Raw genomic sequence first — 18,106 nt, 5'->3', positions numbered from 1 at the left:
CTACGGCCTCCGTGCGTGCGGCGTGCGTGGCCGAGTCACGGTAATATATGCCGACAAAGACGTGAAACACGCATGGCAACAGATACCAGCACACAGACTGGCGTGTCGACGGAGAACACGGAGTGGCGCGGCGGCGTCCTCGCGGGACTCGCCGGCGGCGCGGTCATGGACGTGCTGCTGTCGGTCATGATGACGCCCGTCATCGAGGTGGCGATTCCCTCGATGTACGGGCTCTCGGGCGGCCTCGCGGGGTGGGTGGCCCACATGGCCCATTCGGCGATACTCGGCGTCGGCTTCGCGGCGCTCGCCCGGGGACGGACGTCAGGTCGACGGGGCGCTCGACCGCGCTGGGAATCGGGTACGGCGTGGTTCTCTGGATCCTGCTCGCGGCCCTGGTGATGCCGGTGTGGCTCTCTGCGGTCGGGTCCCCGGCGAACCCGCCGCTCCCGAACTTCAACCCGATGAGCCTCGTCGGTCACGTCGTCTACGGTGCGGTGGTCGGCGCGACGTTCCCGGCGCTTCGGGACCTGTAGGGACGGGCCGCTGACTTTTTCGCCGCCCCCGCCCATCACCCAGCCATGAGCGACAGCGACACGAACGCTGGGGACGCCGGTGAACCGCACGACAGCGGTGACCCGTCCGGGTCCGGACCGGCCGACTCCGCGGACGACTCGGGGTTCGACAAGGAGGCCGAACGCGAGAAGCTCCGCGAGAAGTTCGCGCGGGACGAGCGGAAGCGCGAGTCGACGCGCCGGATGAGCGAACTCCTGCTCAAGGGCGCGACGATGACCAACAGGCACTGTGACGCCTGCGGCGACCCGCTGTTCCGCCAGAATGGCCAGGAGTTCTGTGCCACCTGTCGGGAGGACGACGGGGTACCGGCCGGCGAGAACGCCGCGAAACCGGACGCGGACGCCGAATCGCGGGGCGAACGAGCCGCCGCCGCGACCACGGAACCGACCGAACCGGCCGCAGAATCGACGGATACGACAGCGGCACCGTCCAGCGAGACGCACAGCGACCCGTCCGACGACGACTCGGTCCCGCCGAACGTGGCCGACGACTCGACGGCGCCAGGGAACGCGACCGGCGGGCGACCCACGGCGCCCTCGCAGGCGCGGACGGACGCCGACGCCCGTTCGCCGCCTTCGAACGCGGGCGGAGCGGCCCGGTCCGAGGACCGGACGGCGGCGTCGCCGCCGGCGGTTTCGAACCCTGACGCGCCCGGGACGACCGGCGGCCTCGGCGAGGCGCGCGAGGCGCTCGTCGCGGCACTCGCCCGTCACGCGACCGCCGGGGCCGAGACGGAGGACCCCCGGGCCGCGCGTGACCACCTCGCCGCAGCCCGCGAGGCGGCCGAGGCGCTGTCGGCCCTGCGCCGCTGATCGCGGACCCCCTCGGACCGTCCCCTCGGCCACCACCCTGACGCGATTCCGGAACTCCCCTCTAGTTCATCCCGCTCCGCGTCGTTTCGACGACCGATGGAGAGCCGAACCTACCTCCGCGTCGAGGGACTGGCGATCGCGCTCGCCGCGCTCGCGGGCTACCTCGTCGTGCTCGACGGCCCGCTCTGGGTGCTCGCCGTGCTGGCGCTCGCGCCCGACCTCTCGATGGTCGGCTACCTCGCCGGCCCCGTGGTCGGCGCGCGTACCTACAACGTCGCTCACGTGTACGTCTGGCCGCTGGTCCTCCTCGCCGGCTTCCTGCTCACGGGCGTCGAACCGCTGGCGTGGGGCGGGGCGGTGTGGGCCGGCCACATCGGCATCGACCGGGCGGCCGGCTACGGGCTGAAGGAGGAGTCGGGGTTCGGCGAGACGCACCTGGGACGGCTCTGAGACGCGAATCGGGCCCGCCCGTCGGAGCCGTCCGCTCGAGTGGACGGTCGAGGTGGGGTGGGCGAATGGCCGTCGGCGCGAATCCCCCGAGCATTTCACGTGACCAGCCAAACGGCCGTGCATGGCCGCCGACTCCCGAGCGTACGTCGACTACGGAACGTCCCTCGGGTTCGTCGGCTCGATCCTGAAGCTGCTCTCGCTCGCGCCGCTGTTCCCCCTGGCCGTCGCGCTCTACTACGGCGAGAACCCCGTCCCGTTCCTGGCGACCAGTCTCGTCATGGCGGGGCTGGGTACCGCGCTCGAACGGCTCCGGACGGGTGGCGAACTCGGCCACCGCGAGGCGTTCCTGCTGGTCGCGCTGACGTGGCTCGCCGTCCCGGCGGTGGGGACGCTCCCGTACCTGATCGCCGGGGAGGGGACGGTCGCACACCCGGTGAACGCGCTGTTCGAGAGCATGAGCGGGTTCACGACGACGGGCGCGACCGTGCTCGGGGAGATCTCGTTCGAACGGCACTCGCGCTCGATCCTCATGTGGCGACAGCTCACCCAGTGGCTCGGCGGGATGGGCATCCTGGTGCTCATGGTCGCCATCCTGCCGGAGCTCTCCGTCGGCGGCGCGCAGGTCGTCAACGAGGAGGCTCCGGGGGTCTCCCTGGAGAAACTCACGCCCCGGATCCGCGACACCGCCCGGGCGCTCTGGCTCATCTACGCCGGGCTCACCGCCGCCGCCGTGCTCGTCTACTACGGGCTCTCGGAGCTCGGGGCGGCGCCGAACATGGACTTCTACAACGCCGTCGCGCACGCGCTGACCACGATGCCGACCGGCGGCTTCTCCCCGCAGGCGCGGAGCGTCGAGGCGTTTTCACCCGCCGTACAGTGGGCGGTCCTCGTGTTCATGGTCGTCGCCGGGACGAACTTCGCGCTGTTCTGGTACGCGTCGGTGGGGAAGCCGCGACGGCTGATCGAAAACGAGGAGTTCCGGTCGTACCTTCTCACCATGGCCGGCGTCGGGGGGCTGCTCGCCGTCCTGCTGTTCACCGGGCTCGGGCTCGCCGAGTCGCCCGCGAACGTCCCGACGATCCCGGGCGAGTTCGAGCACTCGCTGCGCCAGGCCGTCTTCCAGGCGGTCGCCATCGTGACGACGACCGGGTACGCGAGCATGGACTTCAACACGTGGCACGAGTCCGCCCAGGTCGTGCTCCTGCTGGCGATGTTCCTCGGCGGCTCCGCAGGCTCGGCGGCCGGCTCGATCAAGATCGTCCGCTGGGTCGTCGTCCGGAAGGCGATCACGCGGGAGCTGTTCGTGACGATCCACCCCGAGGCCGTGCGGCCGATCCGCTTCCAGGGGGAGCCGGTCGATGATGGAAGCGTCAGGGGCGTGTTCATCCTCGTCCTCGCGTTCCTCCTGATCTTCGCCGTCTCGGCCGTCGTGCTGTTCCTCGACTCGCTCCGGGTCGGGCTCGACCTCTCGGCCATCGAGGCGGTGAGCGCGGCCATCGCCACCCTCGGGAACATCGGCCCCGGCGTCGGGATCGTCGGACCGATGAACAGCTTCCTCCCGTTTTCGACGCTCTCGAAGCTCTACATGGTCGGGCTCATGTGGATCGGTCGGCTGGAGATCCTCTCGGTGCTGATCGTCCTCTCGCCCTCCTACTGGCGGCAGTGACCACGAACCCGTTCAGAACCAGTCCCGGACCGGCGGAATCACTTCGAGCGTCGCGGCGGCGATGTAGAACCCCAGGAGGGCGATCGCCCCGCCGACGGCGTATCCGACGGGGGCCCCGGCCGACATCGCGCTCACGACGCCGGCCCAGATCAGGACGAACGCGACGCCGACGAGCAGCAGCGTTCCCAGCACGCCGAGGATGGCGTCCTCGACCGCCTCGCGGACGACGAGATAGAGCGCTGCCTCGTCGAACCCGGGGCCCGCGTCGCCGCCGTCCGTCCCGACGGGACGGTCCGCGTCGGGGCCGGGCGGGGAGTGGTCGCCGTCGTCGGCGCGTGGAGGGGACATGGGAGCGACTGCGCACGAGCGGACAGTAAACCCACCGGTCGGTCCGGGATCCTCGCGTGTCCCGCGCGCCGCGTCGACCACCTGTCGGTCGCCCCTCGCGATCCAACTACTCCGGATACTCCTCGCCGACGACCTCCCGGATGCGTTCGGCCGTCACCTCGCCGACGCCCGACACCTCCAGCAGGTCGTCCTCGCGCGCGGTCATCACCGCCTCGACCGTGCCGAAGTGGTCGAGCAGCGCCCGCGAGGTCACCGGGCCGATGTCCGCGATCGAACTGACGACGTACTCCTGTTGTTCGGCGAGCGTCTTCGCCGCCTTCTCGCCGTGGGCGGACACCTCGCGGTCGTTCGTCTCCTGCTCGCGCCGCGCGATGACCTCCAGCAGTTCCGTCGTGTCGGCCTCGTCCTCGGTCCGGAGCACCGACGCGTCGAAGTCGATGGCGAGCGAGGAGAGCGCGCCACGGACCGCGTTCGGGTGGACGTTCCGCTCGCCGTAGAGGTCCTCGCCCTCGACGATGACGACCGGCCGGGCGTACGCCCGCGCCGTGTCCCGGACCTGCTCGAACATCGAGCGGTCGCCGCCGACGAGCGTGTCGAGGAAGTCGGCGACCGACTTGCGCTCGACGGCGACGCGGTCCGAGAGCACGTAGTCGCCCACGTCGAGCGTCTCCAGCCGGGTGGTGATCCCCTCGCGCGTGGAGAGGTCGCGGGCGATGGTCGAGTCGAGTTCGCGCTGGTCGATGACGATCTCGGTCCCCTCGACGTCGTCGCTCGTTCCGGCGGCCGCGACGACGCCGTCCCCGTCACCCTCGTCGTCGGTGTCGGCTCCGTCCGCGTCGCCGCCGTCGTCGTCAGCAGCCGCATCGGAGCCCGCCGCCCCGTCGTTCGACGCCCCGTCGCCCGCGCCGTCGTCGGTTTCGGCGTCGAAATCAGTCAGGCCCGGCTGGGACCCCGACCCGGTCGACGCCGCCGCGGTGCCGTCGTTCGCGGCCGTCGCGTTGGAACCGGCATCGGCGTCGTCGCCGTCGTCGCCCTCCACGTCGCCGGCCGCGTCGCCGCTGTCGCCATTCGTGTCGCCACCGGCCCCGTTGCCCTCGAACGAGGAGAGCGCGGCCTGGCCGTCCCCGCCCAGTTCCGCCTCCACGTCCGCGGCGACGCCCTTCAGCGACCGGAGCTCCTCCTCCATCTGCTTCTCCTTCCGTCGACTGATCCAGAAGTACGCCTCGTCGCGGGTGTCCTCGGCCATCAGCACGACGACCGCGCCCTCGTCCTGCCGGCCGGTCCGGCCCTTCCGCTGGATGGAGCGGATGGCCGTGGGGACGGGTTCGAAGAACAGCACGAGGTCGACCTCGGGCACGTCGAGCCCCTCCTCGGCGACGGAGGTGGAGACGAGCACCTCGAACTCGCCCGCGCGGAAGGCGTCGAGCGTCTCCCCCTGTTGTTTCTGCGTCATCCCATCGCTGCCTTCCTTGTCGCCCTGGCCGACGAACCGGCGGGTGTCGAACGACTCGGAGAGGAACTCGGTCAGCGCCTCGGCGGTGTCCCGGGACTCCGTGAACACGATGACGCGCTCGCCGCCGCCGATGCCGAGCGTCTGGGCGAGCAGCACGCGCGTCCGGCGGAACTTCGGGTGGAGGTCGTCGTAGGACTCGGCCTTCCGCATCGCCTCCCGCACCTCCGGTTCGGCGACGAGGCGCTGGCTCGCCTTCGACGCGCCCGACGAGCGGGCGGCGTTGCGCTGGCGCTCGAAGTAGCGCCGGAGCGCCTCGACGCTCTGGGTCTCGACGAGTTCGACCGCACGCCGGAGCTTCATCACCTCGGCGTGGACGGACATCCCCTTGTACGCGTCCGAGTTCCCGCCGTCCATCATGCGCTGGAGCTGTGCGCGCATCTTGTTGAGCTGTTTCTGCGAGACGTCGGGCTGGCTCGTGTTCGAGACGCCGAGCGACTTGAGCGTCTCCAGTCGGTCGCTGATCACCTCGTTCAGCGCGTCGCGGATCTCGATGATCGACTCGGGGAGTTCGATCTTCTCCCACTGGACGTCGGTGTCGTGGGTGTACTCGGCGACGTCCGCGTCGGACTCGGTCATCACCTCCACCTCGTCGAGCCCGAGGTTCTCACAGACGATCAGGATCTCCTCCTCGTCGCCGCCCGGTGAGGCGGACATCCCCGTCACGAGCGGGTCGCTCGCGTCGGCGTGGTAGCGCTCGGCGATGTAGACGTACGCGTAGTCGCCGGTCGTGCGGTGGCACTCGTCGAAGGTGACGTGGGTCACGTCCGCGAGCGAGACGCGGTTGCCGACGAGGTCGTTCTCGACGACCTGCGGGGTGGCGATCACGACGCGCGCGTCGTCCCACAGCGCCGCGCGGTCGTCCGGTTTCACGTCGCCGGTGAACGTGACGATCTCGTCGTCCGGGATCGAGAGCGCCTCGCGGTAGAACTCCGTGTGCTGCTGGACGAGCGGCTTCGTCGGCGCGAGCAGCAGCGCCTTGCCGCCGACCGAGGAGAGCCGGTCGGCGGTCACGAGCAGCGAGACGGTCGTCTTGCCGAGCCCGGTGGGCAGGCAGACGAGCGTGTCGGCGCGTTTCGCGGTCTCTGCGAGCTGGACCTGGTATCGCCGCCGCTCGATGAACCCGGGGTTCAGGAGGGCGTGGTCGACGTACTCGGGGTCGGCGGCCTCCGCCATCAGGGGTGCTTGGCCGCCATCGCGGGTAAACGTTCGTGAACCGGGGCGGAACTGAAACCGGGCGTCAGGCCTCGTCCCGCGGGCGGGAGCCGAGCGTCCGCTCCTCGCACGCGCTCTCCGGGACGGAGACGTCCATGAGCGCCGCCCACTCCGGGATGTGGCAGTTCTGGGGCTCCGTCATCGGTCGGTGTGACGGTGAGATTCCTCTTAACGGTTCCCCCGTGATCGGCTGGGGTGTTCGAGCGTGGGTACTCGTGGGAGGGGTTTGCGGTGATGGCCTGGAGAGTCCCCGTGGCTGCCGGCTCCGGGGTCGGTTCGGTTGTCGTCGCTTCGTTCTCTGTGGAATCGTTCACCGTCGCGGACCGTCAAGCACCGCGAGCGAACGAGCGACGTGAGTGAGCCGAGGAGCGTGGTTCGAACGGCGCGAGCGCCGTTCGTCAGTACGGGAACCCGCCGATCTCCCGTCGACGGCCGGATTCCGCCGGAATCCGACAGCGTCACGAAAACCTTCGATCTTCGAACGACGGCGGCCCCACCGAGTCGATAGCCGCGGGGGCTTTCCGGAACGTCGTCACCACCAAACCAACGTCAGAGTAGAGCGGTGCGGGGGCTCTGGAGGTGGTCCCAACCGAGTTCCCCACCACCGACGCACCCGACGACCCAAGAACTCAGATCACCTGCTCGCCGTCGTCGTCGTAGAGCCGAATCGCGTCGACGGGACACGTCCGTGCCGCGAACTTCGCGTCCAGTTCCGCGTCGTCGGGGACCTCCAGCGAGAACACGTCCGCCTCGATCTCCTCCGCGCCCCGCAGGTCCGCCTTCCCGTCGTCCACGTTCTTCTCGAAGGCGTCCCACTCCGCGACGCACTGGAACATCCCGACGCAGGTGTCGCGGTCGAACTCGATCCTCATTACCGCCCCCTAGGCGGACGGGCTACAATAACGGTACGCTCCGCCGTCGCCCCCGGACGGTCGCCGGCAGCGGGGCGATCCACGATCACGAGACGCACGGCGGGCGCTACCAGGCATCATGCTTTGTAAGAATAAACACGACACACTCAATTCTTTCAGGTTATTATTGGGGCGTACACGTGCCATCGCTCACCGTCGAACCCCGAACGTACGACGACATCGCGCCCGACGTGCGGCCGAGCCTCGGACAGGCGCTCGTGCCAGTGCTCGGCGTGATCGTCTTCCTCGGCGTGGGTTCGGGCTACCTGAAGCTCGCGCCCCACGGCCCGCTGCTGTGGAGCATCGTCCTCGCCGGCCTCGTCGGCAGGTACTGGCTCGGCTTCCCGTGGGAGGACCTCTACGAGGGCATCGCCGACAGCCTGCTGATGGGGCTGCAGGCGATCCTCATCCTCTTCGTCATCTACGCGCTCATCTCGACGTGGGTGAGCGCGGGGACCATCCCCGGCCTGATGTACTACGGGCTCTCGGTGCTCGGCCCCGGGGTGTTCCTCCCCGTGACCGCGGTGCTCTCCTTTGCCGTCGCGTTCTCCATCGGCTCCTCGTGGACCACCGCCGGGACGCTCGGGGTCGCGTTCGTCGGCATCGGCTCGGGGCTCGCCGTCCCGGCGCCGATGACCGCGGGCGCGATCCTCAGCGGCGCGTACGCCGGCGACAAGCAGTCGCCCCTCTCGGACACGACGAACCTCGCGGCCGCGGTGACGGACACGGACCTGTACGATCACATCCGCGCGATGCGGAACGGCACCGTCGTCGCGTTCGGCCTCTCGCTCGTCCTCTATGCGGTCCTCGGGCTCCGGGCGGGCGAGGCCGTCGCCGCCGGCAGCGTCGCGGAGATCCAGGGCGCGCTCGCGGAAACGTACGCGGTCTCGGCGCTCGTCTTCCTGCCGCTCGTGGTCACGTTCGGCCTCGCGCTGTACGGCGTCCCGGCGCTCCCGACCCTCGTCGCCGGCGCGCTCGCCGGGACGGTCACGACCACGCTGGTCCAGGGCGCGCCGTTCACGGTCGCCTGGGAGACGTTCCTCTCGGGCACCGCTCCCGAGACCGGAGTCGCGCTCGTGAACGACCTGCTCGTCACCGGCGGCCTCTCCGGGTCGGCCTGGACGGTCTCGGTCGTCGTCGCCGCGCTCTCGCTGGGCGGCCTGCTCGAACGGACCGGCGTGCTGGCGGTGCTGGCCCACCACCTCGCACGCGCCGTGCGGGGCACCACGGGGCTCGTCATCGGCACCGGCGCGTCGGCCATCGCGGTGAACGTGTTCTCCGCCCAGCAGTACCTGAGCATCGTCGTCCCCGGGATGACGCTCCGGAACCTCTACGATGAGTACGGGCTGGACGGCGAGGACCTCTCGCGCGCGATCGAATCGGCCGGGACGCCGACCGGCGCGCTGATCCCGTGGCACGCGGGCGGGGTCTACATGGCCGGCGTGTTCGGCGTGAGCACGCTCTCGTACGCGCCCTACTACTTCTTCGCGTTCCTCTCGCCGCTCGTCCTCCTCGTCACGGCGCTGCTCGGCCGCGGGGCCACGCCGCGCCCCTCCGCCGCCGAGGGACCCGTCGCCGTCGGGGACGACTGACCGCGACGACGGCCGCCCCCGGGGGACCGAAGATTTATGACCGATATCGACCCACTTGCCAACGAACACCATGGGAACGCGCGGGATGGAATCCACGGTGTATCTCACGAGCACCGTCACCGACGAGACCGAGGAGGGGCGCGACGACGCCGAGCGCGCCACGCGGGACCCGTACGCGGCCGAGGACGCGGTCGACCCGGACGGGGTCCGGTCGCGTCTCGACGGCCTCGCGTCGCGGCTGACGGGCCGCAGGGACCGGTAGCCGCTCGTCGGCGACCGGCCGGGGAGCCGGACGCCGAACGTGCTCGCCGTCTGACAGCCGTGTGACGACGCAGGGACGCTTATCCCTCTCGCGGGCGTAGCCCGCCCACGCAGCAATGGAGGAGAGCATCTCCGGCTTCAAGGTCCGCGGGGACTGGGGGGACGTCGTCGAACACGGCGAGCGCATCACCCGGGCCCTCCGCGAGGCGGGCATCCGCGAGTCGTCCTCGGACCCGTTCGCCGAGTGGAACGAGTGGCGGCCGAAGGTCCACGAGCGACTCGGCGAGGACGTGAGCGAGAAGACCGCAGAGCAGGCCAGCGTCGACGAGGGCGAGGGAGAGAAGGCTGGCAAGTCCGCCGAGGACGACCTCCAGACCGCGGGCGAGAAGCTCTCGGAGTCCTACGAGAAGGTCGAGAACGGCGACAGCGAGGGCGCGCTCGACTCCTGGAAGGACTCCATCGACCACGTCGCACGCGCGGCCGACTCCGCGAGCAGGAAGGCCGTCCGAAAGGTCGAGGACACCGTCTACCGGAAGGTGATGACCCAGCTCGCGCCGTACTACTTCGACAACGATCTCGTCTCGGCGAACATCCAGAAGACCAACCGCGGCGAGGAGGAGGGCCCCGCGTTCGTCTTCGAGGTGAACGTCAACGACGACGACCTGAAGGCGGAGGTGTCCGAACGGCTCGCCGACTACGAGGACGAGATCAGCCGCTGGCACGTCGACACCGAGAAGGTGATGGACACCGCCGAGGCGGCGGAGGGCGTCGAGCCCCCCGCGGAGACGGTCGAGGACGCCAGCGAGGGGCGGTCGAAATCGACGACGAACTGAGGCCGCTCCGGCGGCCGATACCTTCGTCGTCGGTTTCGAAGAAGTCGACAACCGACTGAGGCCGTTCCGGCGACCCGACTCCCTTCCCGCTACCCCTCCACCGGCTCCTTCAGCTCCACCCGATAGCCGAACGGGTCCCGGACGTACACCGCCGGCGCGCGGCCGGTCGCGCCCACCGGGTTCTCCAGCCGGCGTTCGATCTCGACGCCGGCGGCGTTCAGTTCGGCCGTGATCGCCTCGATTCCCTCCTCGACGACCAGCGCGAGGTGGTCGTAGCCCGTCCCGTCCGGTTCCGCGAACTCCTCGGTCGGCCAGAGGTGGAGCAGGTGTTCGGGGGTCAATCTGACGTCGAAGAATGGAGTTTCCCCGGCCTCGAAGCGCTCGACGCCCGCCAGGTCGAAGCCGAGCGCGTCGCCGTAGAACGCCCGGGCATCCTCGAGCCCGTCGGTCGGCACGTGGAGCGTGGCGTGGTCGATGGTGCGCGCGTTCATGGACCGACGTTCGAGGCGGGGAGCAAGAAACATGGCGGCGGGCCACGCACGCCTAGTCGATGCCACCGCTGCGCGTCGACGCCGGTGAACTGACCGCCGACGAGCTCATCGAGGCGATGCGGTCGGGGCGGCGCGTCGTCGTCACCGCGGACCTGTTCGGCGACGAGCGGGAACTCACGCTCCGCCACGACGGCGAGACGTTCTACTGCGACACGCCGACGCGGCTGCACAAACACCCCGACGAGTCGGAGATGCGGGCGTGTATCGAGAAGATGGGCTACGCGAAGGCGGAGTGAGCGGACCTCGTCGGCCGGGTTATCAGACGGATTCTCCGGCAGGTCACCCGGCAGAACTGCCCCATGGTCGGGGTTTAACCGCGCCACGTCCGTAGCCCGGTCCGATGAGCGACGCACCCGACATGGAGGACCTCATCCACACCGAGGAGCCGACGTTCCAGCACGTGATGGCCTGCGTCTTCGGGATCCAGGAACACGAGAGCCGGACGTATCTCACGCTGCGGGACCACCCGGGCAGCACCGTCGAGGAGCTCGCCGAGGTGCTCGATCGGGACCGCTCGAACGTGAACCGGTCGCTGACGACCCTCCTCGAGAAGAACCTCGCCGAGCGCGAGCGCCGGCTGCTCGACCCCGGCGGCTACGTCTACCAGTACACGGCGACCCCGCTGGGTGAGGCCAAGGAGATGCTCCACGCGGCGCTCGACGAGTGGTCCGACACCGTCCACGACCGCATCGACGGCTTCGGCGACGAGGCGTAGCCGACGACGGTGGGTGAGGAGCAACATCGACGAACGGCTCGTTCTCCGGCGGGTTCCGGTCGGATCGAACGAGGGCTGCCGTCCGGCCGTGGGACGGGTCGACGACGGGCGGGTGGCGGTCGGTGGAGCGCGGCGTCGAGCGGCAGATTTATCATCCGATGTAAAGTTCCCTTTACTGTAAAGCGAGCTTTCCACACCATCGCTTTACGTTCCCGCTGACCACCCCCTCCAAGAGACGATCCATGACGACCACACGGCCGATCCAGAGCGGACGACGGTACAGGCGGATCATCTACGCCCTCATCGGCGTCGGCATCGCGAGCCTCCTCGGGGGGATGTTCCTCGACTACTCGCTCGCGGGGCTCGTCGTGTACGCGGTCACGGCCGTCGGCGCGCTGGCGTTGACGCTGTTCCTGCAGTTCGGCAGCGAGATCGAACTCCAGGACGAGCGCGAGCGCGAGATCGGCCGCCGCGCGAGCGACGTCACGTTCCAGCTGTTCGGCTATCTCGGGCTCGTCGTCTTCGTCGCGATGTTCCTCCTCGAGGCGACCAGCCAGTACACGATGACGGCGCGGGCCGAGACGCTGCTGTACGCCTACGCGGTCATCTGTCTGACGTGGGGAGGCATCTACGTCGTGTTCAGGTATCGGTCATGAGGAACGACCTCCGGGAACGCCGGGAACGGGAGGGGCTGAGCCAGGCCGACCTGGCGGCCGCCGTCGACGTGACGAGACAGACCATCAACTCGATCGAGCGCGAGCGGTACGACCCGTCGCTGGAACTGGCGTTCGCGCTCGCGGACCACTTCGGCTGCCGCATCGAGGACGTGTTCGACCCCGAGGAGTGAGTTCGCGGCCTCCGACTGCCGCTCGGCACTACCTCGCCTCGCGGCCTCCGACTGCCGCTCGGCACTACCCGCCACAATCCGCCGACTTTTCACTGCCGAGGCCGACACACCGGCAATGACCGACCTCGTCCTCGACGCGCCCGCCCAGTCGGCCCCGCCGGCGGCCGCCGCCGGCACCTGGCTGGAGTGTATCGCCTGCGGCGAGCAGTTCGCGCCGTTCGACGCCATCCGGTACACCTGCGACGACTGCGACGGCCTGCTGGAGGCCCGCTACGCCGACCTCCCGACGTTCGAGGACTTCTCGGGTGAGGGCGTCTGGCGGTATTCGGCGGCGCTCCCCTTCGAGGAAGGCGTCTCGCTCCCCGAGGGGAACACGCCGCTCCACGAGGTGCCGCGGCTCCGCGAGTCGGTCGGCGTGAACCGCCTGCGGGTGAAACACGAGGGGATGAACCCCACCGGCTCGTTCAAGGACCGCGGGATGACCGTCGGCGTCCGCGTCGCCCGCGAACTCGGCGTCGAGCGCCTCGCGTGTGCCTCGACGGGCAACACCTCCGCGGCGCTCGCGGCCTACGGCGCCCGCGCCGGCATGGAGACGCTCGTGCTGCTCCCGTCGGGCAAGGTCGCGGCCGGGAAGATCGCACAGGCCAGCCTCCACGACGCCCGGATCCTCGAAGTCGACGGCAACTTCGACGCCTGCCTCGACATCGTCCAGGCGCTCGCGGCCGACGGCGACGTCTACCTCCTGAACTCGCTCAACCCCTTCCGGCTGGAGGGTCAGAAGACGATCGGCTTCGAGATCCTGGAGCGCTTCTACGCCGACTACGGGGCGTTCCCGGACCGGATCGTCCTCCCCGTCGGCAACGCCGGCAACACGGCCGCGCTGTTCAAGGCGTTCCGTGAACTCGTGACCGCTGGTGAACTCGCGCCCGGGGAGGTGCCGGCGCTGACCGGCGTCCAGGCCGAGGGCGCCGCGCCGATGGTCGAGGCGGTCGAGTCCGGCGCCGACGAGGTCGAGCGCTGGGACGAGGTGGAGACGCGCGCGACCGCCATTCGCATCGGCAACCCGGTGAACGCGCCGAAGGCGCTCCCGGGCATCCGCGAGACCGGCGGCACCGCCGTCGCCGTCAGTGACGCGGAGATCACCGACGCTCAGCGCGCGCTCGCCGGCGAGGGCGTCGGCGTCGAACCGGCCTCGGCGGCCTCGGTCGCAGGGCTTCGGAAGCTCCGCGAGCGGGGCGTCGTCGCCGTCGACGAGGACGTGGTCTGTCTCACGACCGGCCACCTGCTGAAGGACCCCGACGCGGCGTTCGCGGCGGGCGAGGACCCCGAACCCGTGGCGAACGACGTCGAGGCGGTCCGGGCGCTGCTGGAGTGACGGGTCGGCCGGGCCAGCGATCGGCCTGGTCAGCGATCGGCCGAATCGGCGGCCGTCCTCGCGCGTTGCCGGGCCGTCACCCGGGCGTGACCCACCCGTCCGACGCGTGACCCGTCCGTCCGACGGGTGTTTTTCCACCCGCGCGTGCTAGACCGTTCCATGGTGGTGGACGCGCGACGCGCAAGCGACGGACAGGTCCCCGACACGCCGACGGGCGTGACGTCCTCCGAGGCCGGACGCGCACGGGCCGGGGTGCGTGCCGACGGACCCCGGTGGAGAAAAGCGCGAGACGGCGAGACGACTGACGGCGATGAGCGGCGGAGCGACGAGGAAACGGACGGCGACCTGCGGCGCGAGGCGGGGGAGACGTACGGCGGCGCGGACGCCCCGGAGGTCGCCCGGCTCAGGCGGGAGAACGCCCGGCTCAGGCGGCAACTGGTCGCCCGGGACCGGGAGCGCCAGCACATCATCACGCGATACGAGGCGCTGCTCGCGGACGCTCACGAGGGGGACCGCACGGACGCCGAGGGCGAGAACGACACCGCGGGCGCGTCCTCGCCGTCCGGGAACCGGTCGTGGATCGGGAAACTGCGCGACTGGCTCCGGTGAGTCCCCGGGCACCCCGACGCATCCGGTCCCGGCCCGTCGTGGGCCGATCCGACCGTTCGGAACGCGTTCGAATCGGTCGGGAAAATACCAGGATCTGTAATCGGGGCCGAGTTCTCATATGCCAGGTCGCCCTCGGTGAAGACAGTGTCATCACCGAACGCGGACGACGGGCCGGCGGTCGCATCGGACATCGAGAACGAACTGGACGACGTCGAGGACGAGGTGTCGGACGCGCTGGCGGAGCTTCAGGGCACGTCCGAGGAGATCGCCGGACGGACCGACGAGATCGTCGAACTCAGCCGTGAACAGAGCGAGGGGATGGGCGAGGTGCGCTCGGAGGTCACGGACATGAGCGCCGCGGTCGAGGAGGTCGCCTCCTCGGCCGAGGAAGTCGCCGCCGAGAGCCAGGAGGTGAGCGACCTCGCGGGCGAGGGCCGCCGGTCGGCCCGGAAGGTCATCGACGCCATGGGGGAGGTCCGGGACGCCTCCGACACCGTCTCCGATCGCGTCAGGAAGATCGACGACGGCGTCGACGAGATCGACGTCATCATCGACGTGATCAACGACATCGCCGACCAGACGAACCTGCTCGCGCTCAACGCCTCGATCGAGGCCGCCCGCGCGGGCGAGGCGGGTGCGGGCTTCTCGGTGGTCGCAGAGGAGATCAAGGGGCTCGCGGAGGAGTCACAGCAGCGCGCGGCCGACATCGAGGCGACGCTCGACGGCATCAAGTCCGACACGTCCTCGGCGGTCGACGCGCTCGACGAGAGCGACGGGAAGGTTCGTGAAGGCATCGACGAGGTGGACAACGCGATGGAGAACCTCGAGGACATCTCCGACTCGGTCGAGGAGCTCGACGTGGGCGTGACGCAGGTGGCGACCGCGACCGACCAGCAGGCCGCGAGCGCCGAGGAGATCTCCGCGATGGTCGACCAGACGGCCGAGAACGCGGACCGCATCCTGACGGAGGCCCGCGAGATCGACGCCGCCGTGCGCGAGCAGTCGGACGCGATCCGGGACGCCGACGACCACGTCGACACCATCAACGACGTCACCGAAACCGCCGTCGCCGACGGCGGTTCGACCGACGACTGAGCCCCGCCGGGGCGACGACGCCGGAGCTACGTCCCGTCCAGGGTGATCGCAGTCACCTCGATGATGCGGTCGTCGGACAGGAGCCGCTCGAGCGTCTCCTCGGGCACCGCGCCGTCGAGGTTGTAGACGGTAATCGCCTCGCCGCCGATGGTCTCGCGGGCGTTGAACATCCCCGCGATGTTGACGCCGGCGTCGCCGAGTACGGTGCCGATGAGGCCGATGACGCCGGGTTCGTCGCGGTTGCGCGCGACGAGCATGTGGCCGTACGGTCGGGCGTCGACGCGGTAGTCGTCGATGCGGACGATGCGCGGGTCGTCGCCCGCGAACAGCGTCCCGTCGACCGACATCGACGTGTCGCCGTCCTCGACGGTGACGGTGACGAGGCTCTGGAAGTCCTCGGTCTGGCGGGTCTTGCTCTCGGTCACGTCGATGCCGCGGTCCTCCGCGAGCTGGGGCGCGTTGACGGCGTTCACCTCGTACTCGAGCTGGGAGAACACGCCCTTCAGCGCGGAGGCGGTGACGAGGTCGACCTCCTCCTCGGCGATGTCGCCCTCGTAGGTGACCTCGACCGAGGAGATGCGCTCGCCGAGCAGCTGGGCCGCGATGCGGCCGGCCGTCTCGGCGACGTCGATGTACGGCTCGACGCGCGGGAACGCCGACTCGTCCATCGACGGGGCGTTCAGCGCGCTCATCACCGGCTCCTCGTTGAACGCCGCGAGCACCTGTCTGGCGGCGTCGATGGCGACGTTCTCCTGTGCGGCCTCGGTCGAGGCGCCCAGGTGGGGCGTGACGATGACCTCGTCCACGTCGAGCAGCGGCGAGTCGGCCGGTAGCGGCTCCTCGGCGAACACGTCGAGGGCGGCGCCCCGGACGGAACCGTCCCCCACGGCCTCGGCCAGCGCGTCCTCGTCGACGAGGCCGCCGCGGGCGACGTTGATGAGGTAGCCGTCGCCCAGCGCGTCCAGCTCCGCCGCGCCGATCATCCCCTCGGTCTCGGGGAGCAGCGGGGTGTGGATGGTGGCGAAGTCCGCGCGGGCGAGACAGTCGTCCAGGTCCTCGACGAGTTCGGCGCCGAACTGCTCCGCGCGCTCCTCGGAGACGTACGGGTCGAACACGATGAGGTCCATCCCGAAGGAGTCGAGCCGCTTTGCGACCTCCTGGCCGACCCGGCCGAGGCCGACGATGCCGAGCGTCTTGTTGTTCAGTTCGCGCCCGAGGTAGTCGCCCTTCGCCCACTCGCCGTCCTTCAGCCGGGTGTGGGCCTGCGGGATGGAGCGCGCGACGGCGAACGCCATCGCGACGGTGTGTTCGGCGGCGGCGCGGATGTTCCCCTGCGGGGCGTTGGCGACGATGACGCCGTGATCGGTCGCCGCGTCGATGTCGATGTTGTCGACGCCGACGCCGGCCCGGCCGACGATGACGAGGTCGGGTGCGGCCTCGAACAGCGCGCGGTCGACCTCCGTCCCGGAGCGCACGATGAGCGCGTTCGCGTCCGCGACGGCGTCGAGGAGCGCGTCGCCCGCGAGGTCGTAGCCCGTCTCGACCTCGTGGCCCGCCTCCCGCAGCAGTTCGATCCCGGCGTCGGCGACCGGGTCGCTGACGAGTACCTTCATGCACCGAGGGAACTCCGGCGCGAGGGTAAGCCTTTCTCCGTCGGCGGAACTCGCCCTGGTGGTCGCCGGTCCCCGACCTGTTAGCCGTCTGCTAACCCCTTCGTTTCGGGTGGAGTTTTGGGCGGTTCGGCGCGGTTATTAGCCCGATTCGTCTTCCGACCGTGATCGGTTCGGAGGTACTTCGACGGCGCTGGCGGGGTCGTTTGCCGTCGTCCGTGGAGGCGGACACACGCTTTGTTACTGCCGTCTTCGCGGACGAGGCGACGACTGGACTAGTCTCGGTACGAACCACATCGGGGGCTTTCGAGGCGATCCGAACGAGCGCGCCGAGTTCGACGCGAGCGGCGATGTCCGAGACGATGCGACGACTACCGGTCACACGAACCACGCCAGCGCACGAGACGACCAGGAAGAATGGCCAAGACCACGAAGTTCAAGCCACACAGCCCCAACCACCTCCCATGCACGTCGTCGCGTTCGACTTCGACGGGACGCTCTCGGACTCGGAGATGACGGTCCTGCTGGGCGACGAGGAGGGAGTGGCTGCCGACATGGCCGAGATCACCGAGCGGGCGATGAACGACGAGATCAGCTACGCCGAGAGCCTCCGGAAGCGCGCCGGCCTCCTCGACGGCCTCGATGACGACCTCGCGGAGGCGGCCTTCGGCGAGGTCCGCCTGCGACCCGGCGCGGCCGACGTCATCGAGCGCCTCCGCGAGCGCGGCCACTACGTCGCCATCCTCACCGGCGGCTTCGAGCGCGGCGTCGCGCGCGCGCTCGAGCGCGAAGGGGTCGAGGTCGACGAGATCGTCGCCAACCGCCTGCCGGTCTCGGGCGGCCGCCTCACCGGCGAGGTCGAGGGGCCGCTGATCGAGGGCACGAAGGACGAGCAGCTGGAGCGGCTGGCCGCGGACCGGTCGGTCCCGCTCGCACGAACCCTGGCGGTCGGCGACGGCGCGAACGACCTGCCGATGCTGGAGGTCGCCGGGCTGGCCGTCGGCTACGAGCCGAAGCCGGCCGTGGAACCGGCCTGCGACCTCCTCGTGGAGTCGATGGCCGAACTGGCCGAGGTGCTGGAGGCGGAGGGGTTACTGGCCGCCGACGCGGGAACCGAACGGTAAGGGCGTCGA

19 protein-coding genes and 1 pseudogene are annotated in these 18,106 nt (G+C 70.1%); 15 read left to right on the top strand and 5 right to left on the bottom strand.

The features are described from left to right. Positions 1-72: 72 nt before the first annotated feature. The 4 genes and pseudogenes from RJT50_RS16075 to RJT50_RS16060 all read left to right on the top strand — a co-directional run bounded on the left by RJT50_RS16075 (position 73) and on the right by RJT50_RS16060 (position 3,501). Positions 73-533, top strand: a pseudogene (locus RJT50_RS16075) (histidine kinase). Positions 534-578: 45 nt separating this feature from the next. Then, positions 579-1,385, top strand: a complete 807-nt coding sequence (locus RJT50_RS16070) for an Sjogren's syndrome/scleroderma autoantigen 1 family protein (RefSeq protein ID WP_313692650.1) — start codon at positions 579-581, stop codon at positions 1,383-1,385. A 96-nt stretch (positions 1,386-1,481) separates the two neighbouring features. Further along, the gene (locus RJT50_RS16065) at positions 1,482-1,835 is read left to right on the top strand and encodes a DUF4260 domain-containing protein (RefSeq protein WP_313692648.1); all 354 of its coding nucleotides are present in this window, start codon (positions 1,482-1,484) and stop codon (positions 1,833-1,835) included. A 121-nt stretch (positions 1,836-1,956) separates the two neighbouring features. Further along, positions 1,957-3,501, top strand: coding sequence for a TrkH family potassium uptake protein (locus tag RJT50_RS16060; protein ID WP_313692647.1), 1,545 nt, complete (start codon positions 1,957-1,959; stop codon positions 3,499-3,501). A 12-nt stretch (positions 3,502-3,513) separates the two neighbouring features. Here the strand turns inward: RJT50_RS16060 and RJT50_RS16055 are convergent, their stop codons facing one another. The 3 genes from RJT50_RS16055 to RJT50_RS16045 all read right to left on the bottom strand — a co-directional run bounded on the left by RJT50_RS16055 (position 3,514) and on the right by RJT50_RS16045 (position 7,446). Beyond that, positions 3,514-3,849 (bottom strand): hypothetical protein, encoded by a 336-nt coding sequence (locus RJT50_RS16055; RefSeq protein WP_313692645.1) that lies wholly within the window; start codon positions 3,847-3,849, stop codon positions 3,514-3,516. A gap of 106 nt (positions 3,850-3,955) precedes the next feature. After that, the gene (locus RJT50_RS16050; RefSeq protein WP_313692644.1) at positions 3,956-6,535 is read right to left on the bottom strand and encodes a DEAD/DEAH box helicase; all 2,580 of its coding nucleotides are present in this window, start codon (positions 6,533-6,535) and stop codon (positions 3,956-3,958) included. A gap of 668 nt (positions 6,536-7,203) precedes the next feature. After that, positions 7,204-7,446 carry a ferredoxin gene (locus RJT50_RS16045; protein ID WP_313692642.1) on the bottom strand — a complete coding sequence of 81 codons (243 nt, stop codon included), beginning with the start codon at positions 7,444-7,446 and terminating at the stop codon, positions 7,204-7,206. A 179-nt stretch (positions 7,447-7,625) separates the two neighbouring features. Between RJT50_RS16045 and arcD the strand changes: the two genes are divergently transcribed. From arcD to RJT50_RS16030, 3 genes are all read left to right on the top strand, one after another. After that, entirely contained in the window at positions 7,626-9,077 is a 1,452-nt protein-coding gene (gene arcD / locus RJT50_RS16040) for an arginine/ornithine antiporter ArcD (RefSeq protein ID WP_313692641.1), read from the top strand. 70 nt (positions 9,078-9,147) lie between these two features. Then, positions 9,148-9,339: a hypothetical protein gene (locus RJT50_RS16035; protein ID WP_313692640.1), complete on the top strand. Its 192-nt coding sequence runs from the start codon at positions 9,148-9,150 to the stop codon at positions 9,337-9,339. Between the two features lie 115 nt (positions 9,340-9,454). Further along, complete coding sequence (locus RJT50_RS16030; RefSeq protein ID WP_313692639.1) at positions 9,455-10,171, top strand: DUF5828 family protein; 717 nt, start codon at positions 9,455-9,457, stop codon at positions 10,169-10,171. Between the two features lie 89 nt (positions 10,172-10,260). Here RJT50_RS16030 and RJT50_RS16025 read toward each other — a convergent pair whose 3' ends face one another. Then, positions 10,261-10,662: a VOC family protein gene (locus RJT50_RS16025; protein ID WP_313692638.1), complete on the bottom strand. Its 402-nt coding sequence runs from the start codon at positions 10,660-10,662 to the stop codon at positions 10,261-10,263. A gap of 59 nt (positions 10,663-10,721) precedes the next feature. Between RJT50_RS16025 and RJT50_RS16020 the strand changes: the two genes are divergently transcribed. The 7 genes from RJT50_RS16020 to RJT50_RS15990 all read left to right on the top strand — a co-directional run bounded on the left by RJT50_RS16020 (position 10,722) and on the right by RJT50_RS15990 (position 15,363). Continuing rightward, a complete protein-coding gene (locus tag RJT50_RS16020; RefSeq protein ID WP_313692637.1) occupies positions 10,722-10,958 on the top strand; it encodes a DUF8001 family protein in 237 nt (78 codons plus the stop codon). Positions 10,959-11,062: 104 nt separating this feature from the next. Next, the gene (locus RJT50_RS16015) at positions 11,063-11,437 is read left to right on the top strand and encodes a helix-turn-helix domain-containing protein (RefSeq protein ID WP_313692636.1); all 375 of its coding nucleotides are present in this window, start codon (positions 11,063-11,065) and stop codon (positions 11,435-11,437) included. A gap of 242 nt (positions 11,438-11,679) precedes the next feature. Next, positions 11,680-12,093 (top strand): DUF2178 domain-containing protein, encoded by a 414-nt coding sequence (locus RJT50_RS16010; protein ID WP_313692635.1) that lies wholly within the window; start codon positions 11,680-11,682, stop codon positions 12,091-12,093. Beyond that, positions 12,090-12,284: a helix-turn-helix transcriptional regulator gene (locus tag RJT50_RS16005; protein ID WP_313692634.1), complete on the top strand. Its 195-nt coding sequence runs from the start codon at positions 12,090-12,092 to the stop codon at positions 12,282-12,284. The genes RJT50_RS16010 and RJT50_RS16005 overlap by 4 nt, the downstream gene beginning before the upstream one ends. 115 nt (positions 12,285-12,399) lie before the next feature. Continuing rightward, complete coding sequence (thrC, locus tag RJT50_RS16000; RefSeq protein WP_313692633.1) at positions 12,400-13,659, top strand: threonine synthase; 1,260 nt, start codon at positions 12,400-12,402, stop codon at positions 13,657-13,659. Positions 13,660-13,818: 159 nt separating this feature from the next. Beyond that, on the top strand, positions 13,819-14,268 hold the full coding sequence (locus tag RJT50_RS15995) for a hypothetical protein (protein WP_313692632.1): 450 nt from the start codon (positions 13,819-13,821) through the stop codon (positions 14,266-14,268). A gap of 144 nt (positions 14,269-14,412) precedes the next feature. Continuing rightward, positions 14,413-15,363, top strand: coding sequence for a methyl-accepting chemotaxis protein (locus RJT50_RS15990; protein ID WP_313692631.1), 951 nt, complete (start codon positions 14,413-14,415; stop codon positions 15,361-15,363). 26 nt (positions 15,364-15,389) lie between these two features. On the opposite strand, the gene serA is transcribed toward RJT50_RS15990, so the two are convergent. After that, positions 15,390-16,976: a phosphoglycerate dehydrogenase gene (serA, locus tag RJT50_RS15985; RefSeq protein WP_313692630.1), complete on the bottom strand. Its 1,587-nt coding sequence runs from the start codon at positions 16,974-16,976 to the stop codon at positions 15,390-15,392. 461 nt (positions 16,977-17,437) lie between these two features. Here serA and serB point away from each other — a divergent pair, with 461 nt between their 5' ends. Then, the gene (gene serB, locus RJT50_RS15980; protein ID WP_313692629.1) at positions 17,438-18,097 is read left to right on the top strand and encodes a phosphoserine phosphatase SerB; all 660 of its coding nucleotides are present in this window, start codon (positions 17,438-17,440) and stop codon (positions 18,095-18,097) included. Positions 18,098-18,106: the final 9 nt, after the last annotated feature.

Origin of the sequence: Halobaculum sp. XH14 (assembly GCF_032116555.1) — an archaeon.
Taxonomy (GTDB): Archaea; Halobacteriota; Halobacteria; order Halobacteriales; family Haloferacaceae; genus Halorarum; species Halorarum halobium.
The sequence above is the reverse complement of the archived record's forward strand: the minus strand, read 5'-3'. Positions and strand labels throughout refer to the sequence as shown.